We start from the raw sequence: 20,403 nt of genomic DNA, 5'->3' as shown, positions 1-20,403 counted from the left end.
ACATTGAAAGACGAAGGGTATAGCAATCGTTTCACTGCCAGTAGAAAGCGAGGAGCGGCTATGGAAAAAAAGAATTGTGCATTGGCGACAATGAAAGATGTAGCCAAAGTAGCGGGTGTTTCTACCGCAACTGTATCAAGAACGCTAATGAATCCTGATAAAGTTTCTGCGCACACCCGCCAAAAAGTAGAAAATGCAGTACTGGAAGTGGGTTACTATCCCCATAATCTCGCGAAAAATTTAAGACGGAATGAATCCAGAGCAATTCTGGTCATTGTTCCTAATATCTGCGACCCTTTCTTCAATGAAATTATCCGTGGTATTGAAGAGGCCGCAGCACAACATGGTTATCTGGTTCTGATTGGTGACTGTAAACACCAGCAACAGCAGGAACATGCCTTTATTAACCTGCTTATCACCAAACGCATTGATGGCATGATACTGCTCGGTTCAAACATTCCATTCGATGTTTCCAAAGAAGAACAGAAAAATATGCCTCCTATGGTGATGGCCAACGAATTTGCGCCTGAGCTGGAACTTCCCACCGTCCACATTGATAACCTGACCTCTGCCTTCAATGCCACGCACCACCTGCAAGCTCTAGGCCATAAGCGCATTGCCTGTATCACCGGCCCAGAATCAATGCCCCTGTGCCAATACCGGCTTCAGGGTTACATTCAGGCATTACGCCGTGCCGGTCTGCCTATCCGGGATGAATACATTATCAGAGGCGATTTTACTCACGAAAGTGGCGCTGAATTAGCAGAAAAACTGCTCACTCTAAGAAATCCACCCAGTGCTATTTTCTGCCATAGTGATGTCATGGCTATCGGGGCAATGTGGCAAGCTAAAAAAATGGGGTTAAAATTACCAGAAGATCTTTCCATTATTGGTTTTGATAATATCAACACAGCGCAATATAGCGATCCCCCTCTGACAACCGTGGCACAGCCATGTTATGACATTGGGCATAACTCAATGCTTTTGCTGCTGGAACAGCTTCAGGGCCGTATGGTTTCGAAAGGTTCACGATTACTGGATGCAGAACTTCTTATTCGAGGAAGTACTTGTTCGCCTAAAAGCTAGGCAAATAAAGACATGTTCAGTAACATTAGGTATCTATTCCTTAATTTTTTTATAACTCAGCGAATTAAATACAGTGGCACAACGAGATTATGTGGGTCGCGGGCATTCTAATCCCCGCAAGAAAGGTTCTGGTAAGAAAAAAAATCAGGCTAAAGGGCTGCCTAAAACACTATTAGTCATTGCTGTAGCTCTGGTCGTCACATTTATTGGCGGGCTTTATTTCATCGTACACACTAAACATGAAAGTGAAAAAAATATACCGCCAGTTGCTCACCAGCCTAAAGGCCATAGTCTGCCACCAAAACCAGAAGAACGCTGGAGCTATATTAAGGAGCTGGAAAACCGGCCTGTAGGTCTGCCATCAATTCAGGATCCATCGTTAACAACCGGCCAGCCAAACAACCGGCCAGCGGAACTGACTCCAGAACAGCGCCAGTTACTTGAACAGATGCAGGCCGACATGCGCCAGACGCCTGTCCAATTGGCTGAAGTCCCCTATAACAGCGAGCCAGTACCCCGCTCACGTGTGATTATCAATCCACCGTCACAACAGCCGCTTTCAGAATACACACCACAGCAAAATAAGCCGTCAGTGCCACTACCGTCGCCTCAGGCTCAGGTTCCTCAATCGCAAGCACCCAATGAAACCAATAAGCCCAAGACAGAGACGAATGGCTCCCGAATAATGTTACAATGCGGTTCGTTCCGTACGATGGAACAGGCGGAATCTGTCCGTGCCAACCTTGCGCTGGCAGGTATTGAGAGTAAGATCACAACCAAGGACAGTTGGAATCGGGTGGTATTAGGGCCGTATAAAAACAGAGAAAGTGCAGAAAAAATGCACAGACGTGTGACTAATACAGGTATTCCCAGCTGTATTCTCCGCCCTGCCGGGGGTTGAAAAACCAAAAAGTTCCCCCCATCTTGATTTCTAATAACGTGCACACGCTGCTTTTGATAAACAATTGTGGCTTACAGCCAAGGTTTTGGTAAGTAAAAGTATCGTGTGTACCATCTTCTATTTTGTAACCAGGGGCTAACTCGTGACTACAATCGTAAGTGTTCGCCGTAATGGCCAGGTCGTCATCGGTGGTGATGGACAAGCAACAATGGGCCATACCGTTATGAAAGGCAATGTCCGTAAGGTACGCCGCCTTTATAATGACAAGGTTATCGCGGGTTTTGCCGGCGGTACCGCTGATGCCTTCACCCTGTTCGAACTGTTTGAACGCAAACTGGAAATGCATCAGGGCCACCTGACCAAAGCTGCTGTTGAACTTGCAAAAGATTGGCGGACAGACAGAATGCTCCGTAGGCTGGAAGCCCTGCTTGCTGTTGCAGATGAAAATGCATCTCTGATTATTACAGGTAATGGTGACGTGATTCAGCCAGAAAATGATCTCATCGCTATTGGCTCCGGTGGCTCATATGCACAGGCAGCTGCGCGCGCAATGCTGGAAACCACTGAACTCAGTGCCCGGGAAATTGCAGAACGCGCCCTGACTATCGCTGGCGATATCTGTATCTACACCAACCAAAATCATAACTTCGAAGAACTGCCTTCAAAAGCGTAAGGATAGATAGCATGTCTGAAATGACTCCTCGCGAAATTGTCAGCGAACTTGACAACCACATCATCGGTCAGGATAAAGCAAAGCGTGCTGTTGCCATCGCTCTGCGTAACCGCTGGCGTCGTATGCAGTTGGATGAATCACTGCGTTATGAAGTGACCCCGAAAAATATTCTGATGATTGGCCCAACTGGTGTAGGTAAAACCGAAATCGCCCGTCGTCTGGCTAAACTGGCCAATGCGCCTTTTATCAAAGTTGAAGCAACAAAATTCACTGAAGTGGGTTATGTCGGTAAGGAAGTTGATTCCATCATCCGCGATCTGACTGATGCGGCAGTAAAAATGGTACGCCTGCAATCCATTGAGAAAAACCGCTATCGCGCTGAAGAACTGGCAGAAGAACGTATTCTGGATGTTCTGCTACCACCAGCGAAAAACAACTGGGGACAAGCTGAAGAGCAGCCAGAACAATCCTCTACCCGTCAGGCATTCCGCAAGAAACTGCGTGAAGGTCAGCTGGATGAGAAAGAGATCGAAATCGAAGTGGCAGCTGCCCCGGTTGGTGTTGAGATCATGGCGCCTCCGGGCATGGAAGAAATGACTAATCAGTTGCAGTCCATGTTCCAGAACCTGTCTGGTCAGCGTCAAAAAAGCCGTAAGATGAAGATCAAAGACGCATTCAAACTGCTGGTGGAAGAGGAAGCTGCGAAGCTGGTGAATCCTGAAGAGCTGAAACAGCAGGCAATTGATGCCGTTGAACAGCACGGTATCGTCTTTATTGATGAAATCGATAAAATTTGTAAACGCGGTCAAACCTCCGGCCCGGATGTTTCCCGTGAAGGTGTCCAGCGTGACTTGCTGCCATTGGTTGAAGGCTGTACGGTTTCCACCAAACATGGCATGGTAAAAACTGACCATATTCTGTTCATTGCTTCCGGCGCATTTCAGGTTTCCAGCCCTTCCGATTTGATCCCAGAGCTACAGGGCCGTCTGCCTATCCGTGTCGAACTGGAAGCATTAACTACCGAAGATTTTGAACGCATCCTGACTGAACCAAATGCTTCACTGACAGAACAGTACAAGGCATTAATGGCAACAGAAGGCATGCACATTGAATTTACCACTGATGGTATTCGCAAAATCGCAGAAGCAGCATGGCAGGTTAATGAAACAACCGAAAATATTGGTGCCCGCCGCCTGCATACTGTTCTTGAGCGCATGATGGAAGATATCTCTTTCGACGCCAGCGAATCTCAGGGTCAGTCAGTTGAAATCAACGCTGACTACGTCAAATCACACTTAGACGAACTGGTCGCTGATGAAGATCTGAGTCGATTCATCCTGTAATTGATCTGGATCCTGCTTAGTAACAGTAAAAATGGAATGGGAGGCTTGCCTCCCATTTCTCTATTCTGCTTAAATCAAAATTTATCACATATGACATATTTGATGACAATATGAACTCAACAACGACAAGTAGTCAAATGCAGGCATGGCTGGAAAGTTTGCGTCCGAAAACCCTCCCGCTGGCGATAGCAGCAATTATGACAGGTTCAGCCCTTGCTTCATGGACCGGTCATTTTAGCTGGCCTGTGGCATTACTAGCCTTCCTGACAGCCTCCCTGCTGCAAATTCTGTCTAACCTTGCTAATGATTATGGTGACGTCGCCAAAGGCAGTGATACCGAAAAGCGTATCGGCCCAATGCGGGGTATGCAGAAGGGCCTGATTACAGCCCAACAAATGAAAACCGCGTTAAAAATTACCGTGCTGCTCTCCTGTTTGTCAGGCATTGCGCTTATTGCCGCAGCCTGTCATAGCCTTGGCGATATTATTGGTTTTCTGGGATTAGGTTTACTGGCAATTATTGCAGCCATTACTTATACCGTTGGTACCAAACCTTACGGCTATATGGGGCTGGGTGATCTTTCAGTCCTGATTTTCTTTGGCTGGCTCAGTGTTCTTGGCACGTATTATTTACAAGCGCATACTTTTTCCTTAAGTACCGTTCTGCCAGCAACTGCCTGTGGTTTACTCTCCGTAGCTGTGTTGAATATTAATAACCTGCGGGATATCGAAACAGACAGCCAGAATGGCAAAAATACCCTGGCAGTCAGACTCGGTGGCAAAAAAGCTCGTTATTATCATGCTGCTCTGCTTACGGGAGCTATGGTCTGTTTGATCGCCTTTACACTTCTGTACCTGAACAACAGCGGGTATAGCTGGTTATTTTTGCTGGCCTTCCCAATGCTATTGAAGCATGTACTACAGGTTCTGCGCGATCCAACAGCCGAAGGTATGCGCCCTCAATTAGTACAGATGGTCAAAGTGGCACTCCTGACCAATATCCTGTTTTCGATTGGACTGATACTTAATTAAGCGAGTACATATCAATTTTATCCTCACGTTTTAAGATTGATGATTTTGCCAACGCTAGTCTTAAAAGGATATACTGTCCGTTCCTTGCATAAACCAGACGTAAATCCCATGAAATATGATACTTCCGAACTTTGTGATATCTATCAAGAAGATGTGAATGTGGTAGAACCATTATTTTCCAACTTTGGTGGGCGTACTTCATTTGGTGGTCAAATCATCACGGTGAAATGTTTTGAAGACAACGGACTGCTCTATGACTTGCTGGAAGAGCCGGGACGCGGGCGCATTTTACTGGTTGATGGTGGCGGATCGGTACGCAAGGCTCTGCTCGATGCCGAGCTGGCCCAGCTTGCTGTCAATAACGAATGGGAAGGTATCGTCATTTATGGCGCTGTGCGTCAGGTAGATTACCTTGCTGAATTTGATATTGGTATTCAGGCGATGGCAGCAATTCCTGCTGGCTCCAGCAGTGAAGGCATCGGGGACAGCGATATCAGAGTAAATTTTGGCGGAGTGACTTTCTTTTCCGGTGATTATCTTTATGCAGACAACACAGGAATGATTTTGTCAGAAGTTCCGCTGGAAATAGATGGGGATGAAGATAATGATGAAGTGTAATAAATTATAGCCCAGCCATCACTCCTGATAATGATAAAAAAGGGCGCAGTAATTATCGCCCTTTTTTTGCAAAATAATTTCTGCAAAACTATCTTTCGGTAAAGCCAGCGGATACTTTATTGCACGTCTTCCATTTTACCCAACAAGGTACGTAAGCGTTCTTGCCATGCTGATTGTTCTTGTTTGAGCTGCTCATTTTCACGTACCAGTGAATCACGGCTGTCTGTCGCATTCTGGACATCCTGAGATAACACTGCGTTCTGTTCTTTTAATTCTTCAATTTCCATTTGCAGCAAAGTAATGGTATCAATTGCCTGCTGAACTTTAGATTCCAGCTTTTCAAAAACTTCAAATGACATTCTCGAGCCCCTCTTATAAGCAATGCCTTGATTGTATTTAGCCTGTTAACGACTGTCTAGTTTCATACTTCTAATGTGTGGCATATACCCTCCATCTTACGAGCGACCTCCCTATTTATTACGTGAGGTAACCCGAAATTTACCGGGTATGACGAGAAATATAGTGACTAATCCTAAATGAAGATAAGATCACATTTTAACGATGAATAAAACCCCAATTAAATGCGAATTCGCTCATTTTGTTGACGCAACACGCAGATTTCAATTTCGCTATTTCTCGTTTCCGCTCATTAACGATAAATTCACACCACCTTTCTCTGCGTAATCAGAACGCAGCAAGAAAGGACTAATAATTAATCTCCTCTCTGTACTTTTTATAGGATATAGAAATGGGCCAGACCACCACTCCAACATTATCAGGTCAATGTATTTCAGAGTTTCTGGGTACAGCATTGCTTGTTTTCTTCGGCTTAGGCTGTGTTGCTGCCGCACGTCTTGCAGGTGCACAACTTGGACTGTGGGAAATCAGCATTATCTGGGGCTTTGGTGTCGCCCTGGCTGTTTACCTTACTGCCGGCATTTCTGGTGCACACCTTAATCCCGCAGTAACTATTGCTCTATGCCTATTTGCCAGTTTTGACAGAAAAAAAGTACTCCCTTACATCATTGCCCAAATGCTAGGCGGTTTTGTCGCCGCAGCTCTTGTCTATATGATGTATTACAACCTTTTCCTTGATTATGAGCAAGTTCACAACATTGCTCGTGGGTCGCAAGAAAGTCTTTTCACGGCTGGCGTCTTTTCCACTTACCCTGCAACACAAATATCCGTATTCCATGCATTTATTGTTGAAGTTATCATCGCGGCTGTTTTGCTTTGCCTGATCCTGGCTCTGACAGACGACGGCAACGGTATTCCACGTGGCCCTTTGGCACCATTGATTATCGGTATTCTGATTGCCGTTATCGGTGGTTCTTTTGGTCCTCTGACCGGATTTGCTCTGAATCCCGCTCGTGATTTTGGACCTAAATTAGTTGCTTATTTTGCCGGATGGGGAAATATTGCTCTGACCGGAGGTCGGGACATCCCTTATTTCCTTGTTCCATTGGTAGCCCCTATTATTGGCGCCATTCTGGGTGCATTTGGTTACCGCAAATTAATTTCCCGCCATTTACCACGTGAAAATTAGTTTTGCCTATATTTAGAGATGATAACAGATTAAAAAATAAAAAATTATTAAATAAGACCAGGTTATAGTTATGACAACAGAAAATATCACTGATAAAAAATATATCGTTGCGTTGGATCAGGGAACAACCAGCTCAAGGGCGGTGATTCTTGATCACGATGCCAATATTGTCAGTATTTCACAACGTGAATTTCCGCAAATATACCCTAAACCAGGCTGGGTAGAGCATGATCCGATGGAAATTTGGGCCAGCCAAAGCTCAACGCTGGTTGAAGTATTGGCAAAAGCCGATATTCGCTCAGACCAAATTGCCAGTATCGGGATCACGAATCAACGGGAAACAACGATTGTCTGGGAAAAAGAGACAGGTAAACCCGTTTACAATGCCATTGTATGGCAATGTCGCCGAACCGCAGATATCTGTACCCGCCTGAAGAAAAAAGAAGGTCTGGAAGAGTATATCCGTCATAACACTGGTCTGGTTATCGACCCTTACTTTTCCGGAACAAAAATAAAATGGATTCTGGATAACGTTGAGGGTGTCCGCCATCGCGCTGAAAATGGTGAACTGCTGTTTGGGACCGTTGATACCTGGCTGGTCTGGAAAATGACACAAGGTCGCGTACATGTTACCGACTATACCAACGCTTCCCGCACTATGCTGTTTAACATCCATGACCTCGACTGGGATCAGAAGATCCTTGATGAGCTGGATATTCCTCGCGTTATGCTGCCAAAAGTTGCTGCCTCCTCGGAGATTTATGGTCAGACTAATATCGGCGGTAAAGGCGGTACTCGTATTCCTATCGCAGGTATCGCAGGCGATCAGCAAGCCGCGCTGTACGGTCAATTATGTGTCCATCCGGGCATGGCAAAAAATACTTATGGCACTGGCTGCTTCCTGCTGATGAATACCGGCACCGATGCAGTACGCTCCAGCCACGGTTTGCTGACCACGATAGCCTGTGGCCCACGGGGAGAAGTGAATTATGCTCTGGAAGGTGCCGTGTTTGTGGGAGGAGCATCAATCCAGTGGCTGCGTGATGAACTGAAACTCATCGCTGATGCAGCAGACTCCGAATACTTCGCCACAAAAGTACAAGACAGCAATGGCGTTTATGTTGTTCCGGCCTTTACCGGGCTTGGTGCGCCTTATTGGGATCCGTACGCCCGTGGTGCCATTTTTGGGCTGACCCGCGGAGCAAACAGCAACCACATTATCCGAGCAACGCTTGAATCAATCGCTTACCAGACCCGTGACGTACTGGATGCAATGCAGGCAGATTCCGGCGCACGTTTACAGGCGCTGCGCGTAGATGGTGGAGCGGTCGCGAATAACTTCCTGATGCAGTTCCAGTCTGACATCCTCGGCACTCGTGTAGAGCGCCCTGAAGTCCGTGAAAGTACTGCATTAGGTGCGGCATTCCTTGCTGGTCTGGCTGTCGGCTTCTGGAAGGATCTTGATGAAGTGAAAAGTAAAGCGACCATCGAAAAAGAATTCCGCCCTGGCATAGAAACCACAGAGCGTAACCACAAATACAATGGCTGGAAAAAAGCTGTTGCCCGTGCTCAGGAATGGGAAGACCGCGCTTAAAAAGCGCATACATGCGAAAGCTCTGACAAATTAGCGTCAGAGCTTTTTAGTATCCGATAATTCAATGAATATCTCAGACAGTACGTTCCTGCTGCTGGATCCTCTGAGAGATTGGCAGCCAACACAATAAAATAAGTAACGCCATACAGAACATCAGCATACCCACGCTGAATTGGCTATTTTGTGGCAGCATCGCCGATAACCATGTAGCCACACCAGATCCTACATTCTGTAACCCCCCCACCAGCGCACCTGCCGCTCCAGCCAGATAAGGGAAGGGTTCCATAGCACCCGTCGTCGCCAGCGGAAATAACATACCCGCCCCAAAAAAGAACAGCGCAGCCGGAAGCAACAACGTCCAGACATTCATAATGCCGAACCAGCCGGGCAACCACATCAATGTTCCCGCCAGCAGACAGCAAATAACAGCATTCCACACCAGCTGATAAAACGTTTTGTTTTCACGCCCTGCATACCATGCCCCCAGAAATGCAGCAGGAATAGGCAGAATAAACAAAATACTGACTGTTAAACTATCCAGCCCTAAAACAGCGCCGAGCAAAACCCCACAGCTAGCTTCAAACACAGCCACTCCCGCCAGACCGCCAATCAGCATAATCAGATAAGAAACAAAAATGCCATTGGATAGCAGCTGATGGAAAGAAACCAGCATTGTGCTCTGCGTTGTCTGCTCCGGACGGGTTTCCGGGAAATGCCGGAATAAAAACAGGATCACGCCTGAACCCAGCAACAATAAAAACCAATAACAGGCACGCCAGCCAAAATAATGGCCCACGACACCACCAATCATCGGTGCTAATAACGGGCTGACCAGTATCGCCATATTCAACAGACTATTGGCACAACGCAGCGATGCTCCGGTATATAAATCTCTTGGCACAGTACGTATCATTACGCCTGCGACTCCCGTTCCCAGTCCCTGAAATACACTGACTATCACCAATGCCAATAAACTGGAAGAAAACAGTGCACATATCGTAGCAACCAGAAAAACTGACATTCCTGCCAAAATCACGGGGCGACGGCCGACTTTATCCGACAGTGGCCCATAAAAGAGCTGTGAAAACCCATAAGCGAATAAATAGGCCGCCATAACCCGTTGGACTTCCCCCGCCGGCTTACCAAAGCTATTCGCTATATCAGCAATCACCGGAACATAAATTGTCTGAGTCATCTGCCCAACAGCGGCTAACGCAATTAACATCAGCAATAAATTGAAATGTGCTATTTTTCTCATCGCATTTACATACAATTTTATTTAAGCAAAATATACCGCCTGATTAAGGTACATTCCCTATCAATCAGATGGGTATAACGGCAACAGTGAAGCCCTCAGGTTATTAATGAACAAACCTGACTACAGACTTCACTGGATTAAATTTTCCCGAGCAATGTATATTTTTTATCGGCAGTATACAATTTTACATGAGGAAAAAATTTCAGTCACATTACTCTGTAATGTCAATAAAAGTGTACATATCCATCTTAAAATACAACGAAAATACAGTTAATTAGACTGCAACACGTAATCGATAAGCCTATTTCCCTCAATCGCGTAGAATCACCGAGTGATGAGTCACTCACTCCGTACAATTTCATTCTGTAAAATTTTATTTCGTATAATTTTCTTTCGTAATAGTGCAGAGAGGCTAAATGCAATGGCAAACTGGGTTACAGGAAAAGTCACTGACGTCACCAATTGGACAGATTCACTATTCAGTATCAAGCTACATGCACCAATAGAAAAATTTACTGCTGGCCAATTTGCAAAACTTGCTCTCAAAATTGAAGAGGAACGTATCCAGAGAGCCTATTCTTATATCAACGCTCCCAATGACAATAGTCTTGAGTTTTATTTAGTCACTGTACCGAATGGAAAACTCAGCCCTCAGCTTGCCACTTTGCAGGTCGGTGATGAAGTTCTGGTGACAGAACAGGCAGCCGGTTTTTTTGTTCTTGATGAAATCCCTGATTGCCAAAACCTCTGGATGCTCTCAACCGGAACGGGTATAGGGCCTTATCTTTCCATTCTCCAGCTGGGAAGTGATTTGGAGCGGTTTGAAAATATTATCTTGGTTCATGCGGTCAGATGGGAGCAGGATTTAAGTTATTTACCTCTCATGCGGCAACTGGAAAAAACGTTTCAGGGGAAATTGCGGATCCAGACCATCGTTAGCCGGGAGCAATGCCAGAATTCGCTAATGGGGAGAATTCCGGCACTGATTGAAAATGGTGAACTGGAATCAGCTATCGGCTTATCAATGCAGGCAGAAAACAGCCACGTGATGTTATGCGGAAACCCCCAGATGGTCAGAGATACCCAACAATTGCTTAAAGAACAACGTGGTATGACAAAGCACCTGCGCCGTAAGCCGGGGCATGTGACCAGTGAACAATACTGGTAATATACACTTCGTCTTTCAAGTTGCCTCTTTGTTGGCTGCGCTCGCTCACCCCAGTCACATAGTAATCTATGCTCCAGGGGATGAACTCTCTTGCCGCCGCGATGCATCTTGAAATCCATTGTGTATATTCATAAATCAATTCATTGGATATATGACCATTTAATGTTTTTGTGCAGAATTGCCGGCAGAGATGTACTCAACCATTTCTGCCGATTCACCAAAACGGTTTGCACCTTCCGTACCCCGGAATACCCCGCAGTCCAGTATGATCATGACAAAAATCAGTGTCGGGATAAAACGGCCAATTCCCCACTGCCATATGGGTGCTAGCATATTCCAGTCGAGAGATAGCAAAAACCAGGCCAATATCAGCAATAACGCCCACCCTCCGCGTTTATTGCGATCATGCAGGCGCTTCGAAAAAATCGCCGCTGTCGGATACAATATCAGTGCCGTGCATACTGCCGCAAAATTCATGGGGAGAACATTCATTCCATGCAGAGTAAGGAGAATAAAAATCAGGGCAAAACAGATACCAATTCCGATCCAGAACTCCCGTCGCCCGATGCGACCTTTGAATGAAAATCCCCATTGTTGTAATGTCATGTATTCTTTCCCAATTGTGGATACTGTTTTTCTGCCATTGACACTTTTTCCGCGACTTACATTCGGCGAGTAACAACATGAAAACAGGCATAAATAAACTTCTGCTGACAATATTAATCGCTTTTGGTATCGGTTTACCATTCTCAAGCACTGCAGGTGAGCCTTCTGTCACACCAGATCTGCGCCCACAGTTAATGTATCTCCTGCCTGATTCCCCGACTTTTGAAGAAAATATCCCGACCTTCCGGGAAAAATACAATAAAAGTTATCCTGATATTCTGCTGCACGAATATAAAGTTATTACGAGCACCGATATCTCTCTGCCTTTTATCCGTGCAGCCAGCAAGATCAACGAAAAAATCTACTCTTCCGCCGTACTGGAAAGAGGCAGTGAAAAAATTAAAAGTCTGCAAATTACATTACTGCCATCCCAACTCACACAGGAAAAAGAACAAAACCTGCTCCTGACAAAAAAATATATCGCCGCCATAACCCGCCAGTTTGAACCCACACTTTCTCTGGAACAGGCTCAGACACAAACAGAGAAACTTTTTAAGATGGCGGAAACACAACCTTTTTACAGTCTAAAAATCGGAGCAATACGCTATATCATCGTAAACAGCAGCGAAAATATAATGACCTTCGCTATTGAACCGATTAAGCTATCACTATCTGACGTACCAGCAAATGAAAATTAGTGACATAGCGCAGAGCTATTCGAGCCGATGATCTTTATACTGTCGGCCTTTCACTGATAGAGATATGGCGTATCGCTACTCACGAAAGCACATTCATTTAGTTCGCAATTTGATTATTTTTCTGGTTGGAGGGAAAAACATGCGACATCCATTAGTTATGGGTAACTGGAAACTCAATGGCAGTACCCACATGGTTAACGACCTGATTGCAGGCCTGCGTAAAGAACTGAGCAACGTTGACGGCTGTGGCGTCGCTATTGCACCACCAACTGTTTATGTCACTCTGGCAAATAATGCACTGGCTGGTAGCCGTATCGCACTGGGTGCTCAAGATGTAGGTGTTAATCTTTCTGGTGCATATACAGGCGAAACATCCGCAGAAATGCTGAAAGATGTGGGCGCAAAATATATCATTATCGGTCACTCCGAACGCCGTACTTACCACAAAGAAAGCGATGAGTTCATTGCGAAAAAATTCGCTATTCTGAAAGAACAAGGGCTTATCCCGGTTCTGTGTATTGGGGAAACTGAACAAGAAAATGAAGCAGGCCAGACAGAAGCCGTCTGTGCGCGCCAGATTGATGCCGTTCTGAACACATTGGGCGCAGAAGCGTTTAAAAACACTGTTATTGCTTACGAACCTGTCTGGGCTATCGGCACCGGAAAATCCGCTACTCCTGCACAAGCACAGGCTGTTCATAAGTTCATTCGTGATCACATTGCTAAGCAGGATGCGGCTATCGCTGATCAAGTTATCATTCAATACGGTGGCTCTGTTAACGCCAGCAACGCAGCAGAATTGTTTACTCAGCCAGACATTGATGGTGCTCTGGTTGGCGGGGCATCACTGAAAGCTGATGCATTTGCCGTTATCGTGAAGGCAGCAGCTGAAGCGAAAAAAGCCTAAGAGCTTACAAAGATAATCGTCACCACAGTGGCGATTATCCTTCTGACTTTTTTCTCACCGGTCAGTTAACGGCGAATAATCTCATCAAATACCCCACCTGTGGCAAAATGTTCTTTCTGCGCTTTTCCCCAGCCACCAAATACGCCATCAACTGTAAATAACTTCAGCTCAGGAAAGTCGGCACGGTACTTTTCTATAATCGTTTTATTACGAGGACGATAATAGTTTTTTGCGGCAATTTCCTGCCCGACCGGTGAATACAGGTATTTCAAGTATTCTGTTGCCAATTCACGTGTGCCTCGCTTATCGACAACTTTATCGACTACCGCCACAGTTGGCTCTGCCAGAATAGACATACTCGGAGTGACAATTTCAAATTGCCCTTTTCCCTGCTCTCCGTTATCTAACGTATGAATTGCCAGTAATGCCTCATTTTCCCATGCAATCAACACATCCCCAATCCCACGCTCAACAAACGTATTCGTTGCGCCACGGGCACCGGAGTCTAAGACTTCAACATTTTTATACAGCGCCTTCACGAAAGCTTTTGCCTTAGATTGATCCTGCTCGTTATGAGCCAGCGCATATCCCCAGGCAGCCAGATAATTCCAGCGTGCACCACCGGATGTTTTAGGATTTGGGGTGACAATCGTAACATCAGGTCGGACCAAATCTGACCAATCTTTGATATGTTTAGGATTGCCCTTTCTTACCAGAAAAACAATCGTTGATGTGTAAGGCGCTGAATTATCGGGTAAGCGATGAAGCCAATTTTTAGCAATCCGACCACGCTCTGCAATCGCATCCACATCATAGGCCAGAGCCAGTGTCACCACATCAGCCTGAAGACCATTGATAACTGAAGTTGCCTGTTTGCCTGAACCACCGTGTGATTGCCGGATTGTGATCCGATCTCCGGTTTTCTGCTGCCAATATTGGCTGAATGCCTGATTATATTGCTGATATAACTCACGCGTCGGATCATAAGAAACATTCAGGAGCTGTAAATCTTTCGCCCAGGCATTTCCTCCGGTCAGAATAACCAGCAACAGCACCATCAATGGGGAATACCGGCTTATTCTCCATTTCATCCTCTTCCATTTCATAGGCGTAATCATCGGAAATGCTCTCCTCAATATTGGGTATGATTTTCATCGTAAAATTGACAGAAAGCGTTATGCCGCAGAAATAATTTTAAATTTCCACTTATTCATTATGGGAATATGACGTATGAAAAGGAGAGAGATAAAAAGAAAAACAGCCATATAAATATCATATGACTGTATCGGAAAAGCGCTCTTATGAAGGTTAGTAAAGTTTCTTCGCTGTATCTAACCAATCTTTCTTGAAGATACGCTGCATATTCTGCACCGCATCAATAATGTCATGATGAACAAGTTTTTCGTTCTGGATACCAACACAACGGCCACCGCATCCTTCCAGCAACAGCTGAACAGAATAAGCCCCCATACGTGATGCCAGAATACGGTCATAAGCCACTGGCGCTCCACCACGCTGAATATGACCTAATACCGTTGCCCGCGTTTCGTGACGTGTTTCCGCTTCAATATATTTTGCCAGCTCATCAACATCGCAGACATGCTCCGTAATCGCAACAATGGCATGACGCTTACCTTTCTGGATACCAGCTTGAATTTCAGCCAACAATTCTTCGCGATCAAACGGAATTTCACGTTCAGGCAGCACGATAAACTCACATCCACCTGCAATTGCCGCAGACAACGTCAAGTCACCGCAGTAACGTCCCATCACTTCAACAATAGAAATACGCTTGTGGGAGGTTGAGGTATCGCGCAGACGGTCAATAGCTTCAACAACCGTATCCAACGCTGTAAAATAACCGATAGTGTAATCTGTTCCCGCAACATCATTATCTATCGTACCGGGCAGGCCAATGCAGGGGAAACCCGCCTCAGTCAGTTTTTTCGCTCCCAGATAAGAACCATCACCACCAATCACCACTAGCGCATCAATTTCATTCTTACGCATGTTTTCGATAGCAATTTCACGCACTTTATCATCCCTGAACTCAGGGAAACGTGCCGAGCCTAAAAACGTGCCGCCACGGTTAATCATGTCGGAAACACTGTAGCGATCGAGCTTTTTCATCCTATTTTCATACAACCCCAGATAGCCATCATAAATACCATAAACCTCTAACCCTTCGGTTAAAGCGGCACGAACAACTCCACGAATAGCGGCGTTCATACCCGGTGCATCTCCACCGCTCGTTAAGACTCCGATTCTTTTAATCTTGTTGATCATGATGACCTCTGACTTATAGATGTAATATTTGCCTAATCTGCTGACTGCCCTTCCAAAAGAGAAGGTTCACGACGATTATTTCACTAAATTTTTGATTGCCAATTCATTAGCTGAATTGATTCAACCGCGCCCATGATACGGAAAAACATTCAGTCTGCATCAATCTTTTGTCTACTTTTTGACATTATTTTGATTATGAATAAATTCTTCTATCAATCCCAATTGTTTTTATGTTCATCAGGAACAACAGAGTTGGGATCCTGATGGATAATAATATCGGCACCGGGAAACCTATCACGCAATTTATTTTCAATTCCTTCGGCTAAAGCATGAGCCTGTACCAACGGTAAATTATCATCTATTTCAAGATGAAACTGAATAAACCTCGTCGGCCCCGATTGGCGGGTTCGCAGATCATGCCCGCCGGAAACACCGGGATAATTTCTGATAATCTCTATAATCTCCTGCCGTTCCTCATCTGGCAAAGCACGATCCAGTAAAGACTGGATCGCATCGTATCCCATTCTTAACGCGCTATAGAGAATATACACACCAATTCCCAATGCAAATAAAGCATCTGCTCGTCGGAACCCGTAGACACTCAAAACCAATGCCACCAAAATCGCGCCATTCATTAATAAATCAGATTTGTAATGCAACATATCGGCACGAATGGCCTGACTTTGAGTTTTATTAATCACCCATTTCTGAAAAATAACCAGACAGCTTGTTGAAACAATGGCAATAATGATTACCCAAACACCCACAGCGGCATGTTCTAAAGGCTGGGGAGAAAACAAATGCTGAAAGCCGGTCAAAAACAGAAAAATCGCTGAGCCGGAAACAAACATGCTTTGGGCAAGAGCAGCCAATGACTCGGCCTTACCATGCCCGAAAGTATGTTCTTCATCTGCTGGCTGAAGGGAATAACGCACGACAAAAAAATTAGTCAGAGAAGCAGCCAGATCGACCAGAGAATCTACCAGTGCCGCCAATAAACTCACCGAGCCGGTAAACCACCAGGCAAAAATCTTCACAACTAACAATATACTGGCCAGTATTGTCGCCACCAGTGCAGCAGTACTGACCCATCGGCCATAATTAATACCCATATTCACAGCCCTCAAAGTTATTCAGGATGGTCTGTATCAGGTATAAAAATAGCGCGTTAAATGGAAAAATATAGGGGCAGAAAAGCAAAGAGAATCGATTCTGTCCAACATACCACCGTGGCCTTCAATAATCTCACCAAAATCTTTCACGCCGCTGTCACGCTTGATCGCTGACATACACAGCCCACCGATGAACCCCATCAAGGTAATAGCCAGTGACATCCCTCCTGCTACCCACGGAGAAAATGGCGTTATCCAATACAGCGACATTCCCAGTAAGACCGAGGCTAAGATACCGCCGATAAACCCTTCAACCGTTTTATTCGGGCTTAATTTCGGGACAATCGGTCGCTTGCCGAATAATTTCCCGAACACATACTGCAAAACGTCAGACATTTGCGCCACAATCATCAAAAACAGCAATAGCTTGATATTCTGCCCCTGATATTCCGCGATATCTAACATCAACAAAGCCGGTGCATGGCTAATGGCAAACACCGTTACCAGCATTCCCCACTGTATTTTTGCGGTACGTTCCAGAAAGTGAGTGGTATCACCGACCAAAGCAATACGGGCCGGTAAAAACAGAAAAACATAAACAGGGATAAACACCGAAAACAGCCCGTACCACTGCATTCCAACTAACACATACTGAACCGGCAGAAAACCGAAGAAACACCAGAACAGGGCCTCATGGTCACTGCGACGAGTCGGGGTGAGAGTGATAAATTCACGCAGGGCAAAAAAAGACATGACAGAAAACAACACAACGGACCCAATTGGCCCGATAACTACGGCCAGCACACAAACAATACACATCATCCACCAGCCACGAATACGGGCATTCAGATTATCGATGGTTGCGTTTCGTTTTTCCCTTGAATAACAGAGTGACAGAATACCGCCAATCACACTGGCAATAATCAGTACGCCAAAAATCCCGCTAAACAACAACACCAAATCATGATCTATCCCTGTCATAACACCAGCTCCTCCAATGCAGTCTGGGCTCGTTGTAAAAAGACTTCCTTACTTTCATCATCCGCCAATTTATCCAGAGGCTGACCAAATGTCGCCGAACAAATAACGGGGATTAATATCCTTTTTCCTTTTGGTAAAGCACGATTTAAATTTTCCAGATAAACAGGGATAAGTTCAGCATCAGGATATTTTCGGGCCAGATGATACAGACCACTCTTGAACGGATTGATTTTCTCACCGTTCCCACGAGTTCCTTCCGGAAAAATAATCAAAGACTCCCCTTGCGCCAGAACACTTTCCAACGGTGCCAGAATTTCTTTTCTGTTACTGTTTTCCCCCTGACGCTCGATCAAGACAGCACAAAATACCTTATGAATAAGATAACGGCGAAGTTTGGTTTTATCCCAATAATCACGAGCCGCAACCGGATGCACCAAATGGCGCAACACAGGCGGAAGACCGGACCAAATGACTAATCCATCCAGATGACTGGAATGATTGGCATAATAAATCCGGCTCTTGGTCGATGGCTGGCAACCAACCCATCGCGCACGTACCCCCGTCAGGAGACGACACAGGCCCGATAACATCGCGCCTATGCTTCTCGACAGCAAACTGATTTTATAAATTTTTCCCATATAGGGTATCCCTATCCCTTTTTATATAGAGTAACAGTGATAAGATTTTTTAATTGAATAGACTGACCAGGTAAGATAATCAAGATTGGCTAAAATAACAACAGACCTATAACTTAAAACAGGAACTGAAATACCCCCTAATTTACGGTTTACGAGACCTGCCTGACGGAATTTACATGATCGCCCTGTTATTTCTTCGTGCCTCAAACCCTAAAATAATAGAGAATATCCGCTAAAATCCGTGTTTGTTCAGGTATGGTTATGTTTAAAGAAACAATCAGAAATCATTTATCTTGGAGTACGTTTTTCGTAGGGGGTTACATTTCACTCGTCTACGTTACAGGCGTTACCCGTTATAAAAACTTATTCTTTGCTTTAATCGCACTGGCTGCGCTCTACTGGATCATAAAAAACCCTAAAGGATGCCTCGCTGCACTAAAAAATAACCTTGTGTTGGCTTTGGGAATATTCACGCTAACCACTATTTATTCCGTCATTATCTCTCCCGACCCAAAACTCAGCTTCCATGAGATAAAAACACCTTTTTTTAGGGATGTGGTACTTTCTGCCATACTGATTACTTTAGCGCTAAGCCAAACGGATAAATTGAAAATCCAGAAAATGATCATCGGCTCATTTTTACTCGGATTGCTCTTTATCACGATGAAAGAGATGAGTCTGTTTTATCAGGACTATCAGAATGGTATTATGCCTTTCACTAACTACAATCACCGTAATATCGCTCATGGTATTGTCTTCTTCTTCCCCGCATTAGTCGCCCTTTGGCATTTTCAAAAACCCCAGAATTACATCCGCCTAACGTTGACGATCTTACTGATTCTATCAGTATCTTTTGTACTACTGGGAACACTGGCAAGAGGGGCTTGGTTGGCTGTTTTCGTTATGTTTTTCATGATGATATTGATGAATAAAAACTGGAAAACATTGATTGTAAGTATCGTTATTATCTGTGCAGCTTTATTTGCTATTAAACATGGTTATCTTGACAAAAATCGAACACTAGCTTTTAAATTGCAACAAACCGATAGCAGCCATCGATATACCAATGGCACGCAAGGCTCAGCACTCAACCTAATTCTGGAAAATCCTCTCAAAGGTTATGGTGCAGGCGGTAATATCTACGACCAAATTTATAATGATAACGTTAAAAACTATCCAACCTGGACATTCAAAAAATCTCTAGGACCCCATAATATTTTTCTGACCGAATGGTTTGCTGCCGGGATATTTGGATTAGGAAGTTTTCTGTTCTTGATATTTGCTTACCTGAAACAATCAGGTAAGCAGTGGAGGCAAGATAACAGCTGTTATAAACAAGCTGCACTGATTTTGCTCATCTCTTTCACTGGATATTTTATCGTGAGAGGAAACTTTGAAACCGTTCACCTAAACACCTTGGGTATTTATTTCGGCTTGCTGCTCGCACTCTGTCAGAAAAGGCTGAATGAGTAAAACAGAAATAGAAAATGAGTAACCAAAAGCAACTGTAGATATCAAAATATCCACACTCAGACAATTTCATATCATCTACAGTCGCTTAATGAAAAATTATCACTTTGATTTTAAAGGGAATTAATATTGAAGGGCAGATAAAAAAAAGCCCCGAAACGGGGCTGAAAGACAGGGATGGTGTCTATGGCAAGGAAAATCGTTATTGATGTTGTTCTATGGATAGTTATAACAACACCAATGCAAATACTGGGTATTTCATGCCTGATAGCATCTATGAAGCTGTTTTTCTTTCTCAGGCGTCAGAATCTGATTGCGAATACGCGCAAATTTCTTTGCTATCAAAAGACGGTATGTTTTCTGATGTTCTGTCTGCATATTCGTTATTAATTACTCATGTACTCATGCAGATACCGTTTCTTCGCCAGAACTCACTCAGCTATCGCTGCTTTTCATAATATGATTCCCCCAAAGACACAACTATAGT

At 44.7% G+C, this 20,403-nt stretch carries 21 protein-coding genes; 13 read left to right on the top strand and 8 right to left on the bottom strand.

All coding sequences use genetic code 11. From position 1 onward, the window contains the following. The first annotated feature begins 60 nt into the window (after positions 1-60). From cytR to rraA, 6 genes are all read left to right on the top strand, one after another. Positions 61-1,086, top strand: a complete 1,026-nt coding sequence (cytR, locus tag AACS92_RS10955) for a DNA-binding transcriptional regulator CytR (protein WP_099111250.1) — start codon at positions 61-63, stop codon at positions 1,084-1,086. A gap of 73 nt (positions 1,087-1,159) precedes the next feature. Beyond that, complete coding sequence (gene ftsN / locus AACS92_RS10950; RefSeq protein ID WP_099111249.1) at positions 1,160-1,987, top strand: cell division protein FtsN; 828 nt, start codon at positions 1,160-1,162, stop codon at positions 1,985-1,987. Between the two features lie 142 nt (positions 1,988-2,129). Then, on the top strand, positions 2,130-2,660 hold the full coding sequence (gene hslV / locus AACS92_RS10945) for an ATP-dependent protease subunit HslV (RefSeq protein WP_099111248.1): 531 nt from the start codon (positions 2,130-2,132) through the stop codon (positions 2,658-2,660). Between the two features lie 11 nt (positions 2,661-2,671). After that, positions 2,672-4,003, top strand: a complete 1,332-nt coding sequence (hslU, locus tag AACS92_RS10940; protein ID WP_099111247.1) for an HslU--HslV peptidase ATPase subunit — start codon at positions 2,672-2,674, stop codon at positions 4,001-4,003. Positions 4,004-4,113: 110 nt separating this feature from the next. After that, positions 4,114-5,034, top strand: a complete 921-nt coding sequence (locus tag AACS92_RS10935) for a 1,4-dihydroxy-2-naphthoate polyprenyltransferase (RefSeq protein ID WP_099111246.1) — start codon at positions 4,114-4,116, stop codon at positions 5,032-5,034. 108 nt (positions 5,035-5,142) lie between these two features. Then, positions 5,143-5,652, top strand: a complete 510-nt coding sequence (gene rraA, locus AACS92_RS10930; protein WP_099111245.1) for a ribonuclease E activity regulator RraA — start codon at positions 5,143-5,145, stop codon at positions 5,650-5,652. Positions 5,653-5,768: 116 nt separating this feature from the next. On the opposite strand, the gene zapB is transcribed toward rraA, so the two are convergent. Further along, a complete protein-coding gene (gene zapB, locus AACS92_RS10925) occupies positions 5,769-6,011 on the bottom strand; it encodes a cell division protein ZapB (RefSeq protein WP_099111244.1) in 243 nt (80 codons plus the stop codon). A gap of 389 nt (positions 6,012-6,400) precedes the next feature. On the opposite strand from zapB, the gene AACS92_RS10920 reads away from it, so the two are divergent. Next, positions 6,401-7,198 carry an MIP/aquaporin family protein gene (locus AACS92_RS10920; RefSeq protein WP_099111243.1) on the top strand — a complete coding sequence of 266 codons (798 nt, stop codon included), beginning with the start codon at positions 6,401-6,403 and terminating at the stop codon, positions 7,196-7,198. A 70-nt stretch (positions 7,199-7,268) separates the two neighbouring features. Further along, positions 7,269-8,792, top strand: a complete 1,524-nt coding sequence (glpK, locus tag AACS92_RS10915; protein WP_099111242.1) for a glycerol kinase GlpK — start codon at positions 7,269-7,271, stop codon at positions 8,790-8,792. A gap of 73 nt (positions 8,793-8,865) precedes the next feature. Here glpK and emrD read toward each other — a convergent pair whose 3' ends face one another. Then, positions 8,866-10,050 (bottom strand): multidrug efflux MFS transporter EmrD, encoded by a 1,185-nt coding sequence (gene emrD / locus AACS92_RS10910; protein ID WP_099111241.1) that lies wholly within the window; start codon positions 10,048-10,050, stop codon positions 8,866-8,868. A gap of 421 nt (positions 10,051-10,471) precedes the next feature. On the opposite strand from emrD, the gene fpr reads away from it, so the two are divergent. Further along, positions 10,472-11,218, top strand: a complete 747-nt coding sequence (gene fpr / locus AACS92_RS10905; RefSeq protein WP_099111240.1) for a ferredoxin--NADP(+) reductase — start codon at positions 10,472-10,474, stop codon at positions 11,216-11,218. Between the two features lie 159 nt (positions 11,219-11,377). Here fpr and AACS92_RS10900 read toward each other — a convergent pair whose 3' ends face one another. Continuing rightward, the gene (locus tag AACS92_RS10900) at positions 11,378-11,824 is read right to left on the bottom strand and encodes a DUF805 domain-containing protein (protein ID WP_099111239.1); all 447 of its coding nucleotides are present in this window, start codon (positions 11,822-11,824) and stop codon (positions 11,378-11,380) included. A 77-nt stretch (positions 11,825-11,901) separates the two neighbouring features. Between AACS92_RS10900 and AACS92_RS10895 the strand changes: the two genes are divergently transcribed. Both AACS92_RS10895 and tpiA read left to right on the top strand, forming a co-directional pair. Then, a complete protein-coding gene (locus AACS92_RS10895) occupies positions 11,902-12,522 on the top strand; it encodes a DUF1454 family protein (protein ID WP_099111238.1) in 621 nt (206 codons plus the stop codon). 139 nt (positions 12,523-12,661) lie between these two features. Then, entirely contained in the window at positions 12,662-13,429 is a 768-nt protein-coding gene (gene tpiA, locus AACS92_RS10890; RefSeq protein WP_099111237.1) for a triose-phosphate isomerase, read from the top strand. A gap of 65 nt (positions 13,430-13,494) precedes the next feature. On the opposite strand, the gene AACS92_RS10885 is transcribed toward tpiA, so the two are convergent. From AACS92_RS10885 to AACS92_RS10865, 5 genes are all read right to left on the bottom strand, one after another. After that, the gene (locus tag AACS92_RS10885; protein ID WP_099111236.1) at positions 13,495-14,487 is read right to left on the bottom strand and encodes a sulfate ABC transporter substrate-binding protein; all 993 of its coding nucleotides are present in this window, start codon (positions 14,485-14,487) and stop codon (positions 13,495-13,497) included. Positions 14,488-14,737: 250 nt separating this feature from the next. Beyond that, positions 14,738-15,715 carry a 6-phosphofructokinase gene (gene pfkA / locus AACS92_RS10880; RefSeq protein WP_099111235.1) on the bottom strand — a complete coding sequence of 326 codons (978 nt, stop codon included), beginning with the start codon at positions 15,713-15,715 and terminating at the stop codon, positions 14,738-14,740. Positions 15,716-15,927: 212 nt separating this feature from the next. Further along, the gene (fieF, locus tag AACS92_RS10875; protein WP_099111234.1) at positions 15,928-16,827 is read right to left on the bottom strand and encodes a CDF family cation-efflux transporter FieF; all 900 of its coding nucleotides are present in this window, start codon (positions 16,825-16,827) and stop codon (positions 15,928-15,930) included. Positions 16,828-16,863: 36 nt separating this feature from the next. Beyond that, positions 16,864-17,808 carry a phosphatidate cytidylyltransferase gene (locus AACS92_RS10870; protein WP_099111233.1) on the bottom strand — a complete coding sequence of 315 codons (945 nt, stop codon included), beginning with the start codon at positions 17,806-17,808 and terminating at the stop codon, positions 16,864-16,866. Beyond that, positions 17,805-18,446 carry a lysophospholipid acyltransferase family protein gene (locus tag AACS92_RS10865; protein ID WP_099111232.1) on the bottom strand — a complete coding sequence of 214 codons (642 nt, stop codon included), beginning with the start codon at positions 18,444-18,446 and terminating at the stop codon, positions 17,805-17,807. Before AACS92_RS10865 ends, AACS92_RS10870 begins: the two co-directional genes overlap by 4 nt. A 261-nt stretch (positions 18,447-18,707) precedes the next feature. On the opposite strand from AACS92_RS10865, the gene rfaL reads away from it, so the two are divergent. Together rfaL and AACS92_RS10855 are read left to right on the top strand one after the other, a co-directional pair. Further along, a complete protein-coding gene (rfaL, locus tag AACS92_RS10860; RefSeq protein WP_193756974.1) occupies positions 18,708-19,919 on the top strand; it encodes an O-antigen ligase RfaL in 1,212 nt (403 codons plus the stop codon). Positions 19,920-20,176: 257 nt separating this feature from the next. Then, on the top strand, positions 20,177-20,374 hold the full coding sequence (locus AACS92_RS10855; RefSeq protein WP_153044781.1) for a hypothetical protein: 198 nt from the start codon (positions 20,177-20,179) through the stop codon (positions 20,372-20,374). Positions 20,375-20,403 lie beyond the last annotated feature (29 nt).

The organism is Xenorhabdus sp. KJ12.1 (genome assembly GCF_963876495.1).
Lineage (GTDB): Bacteria > Pseudomonadota > Gammaproteobacteria > Enterobacterales > Enterobacteriaceae > Xenorhabdus > Xenorhabdus stockiae.
This window is presented reverse-complemented; position numbering and strand designations above follow the sequence as displayed.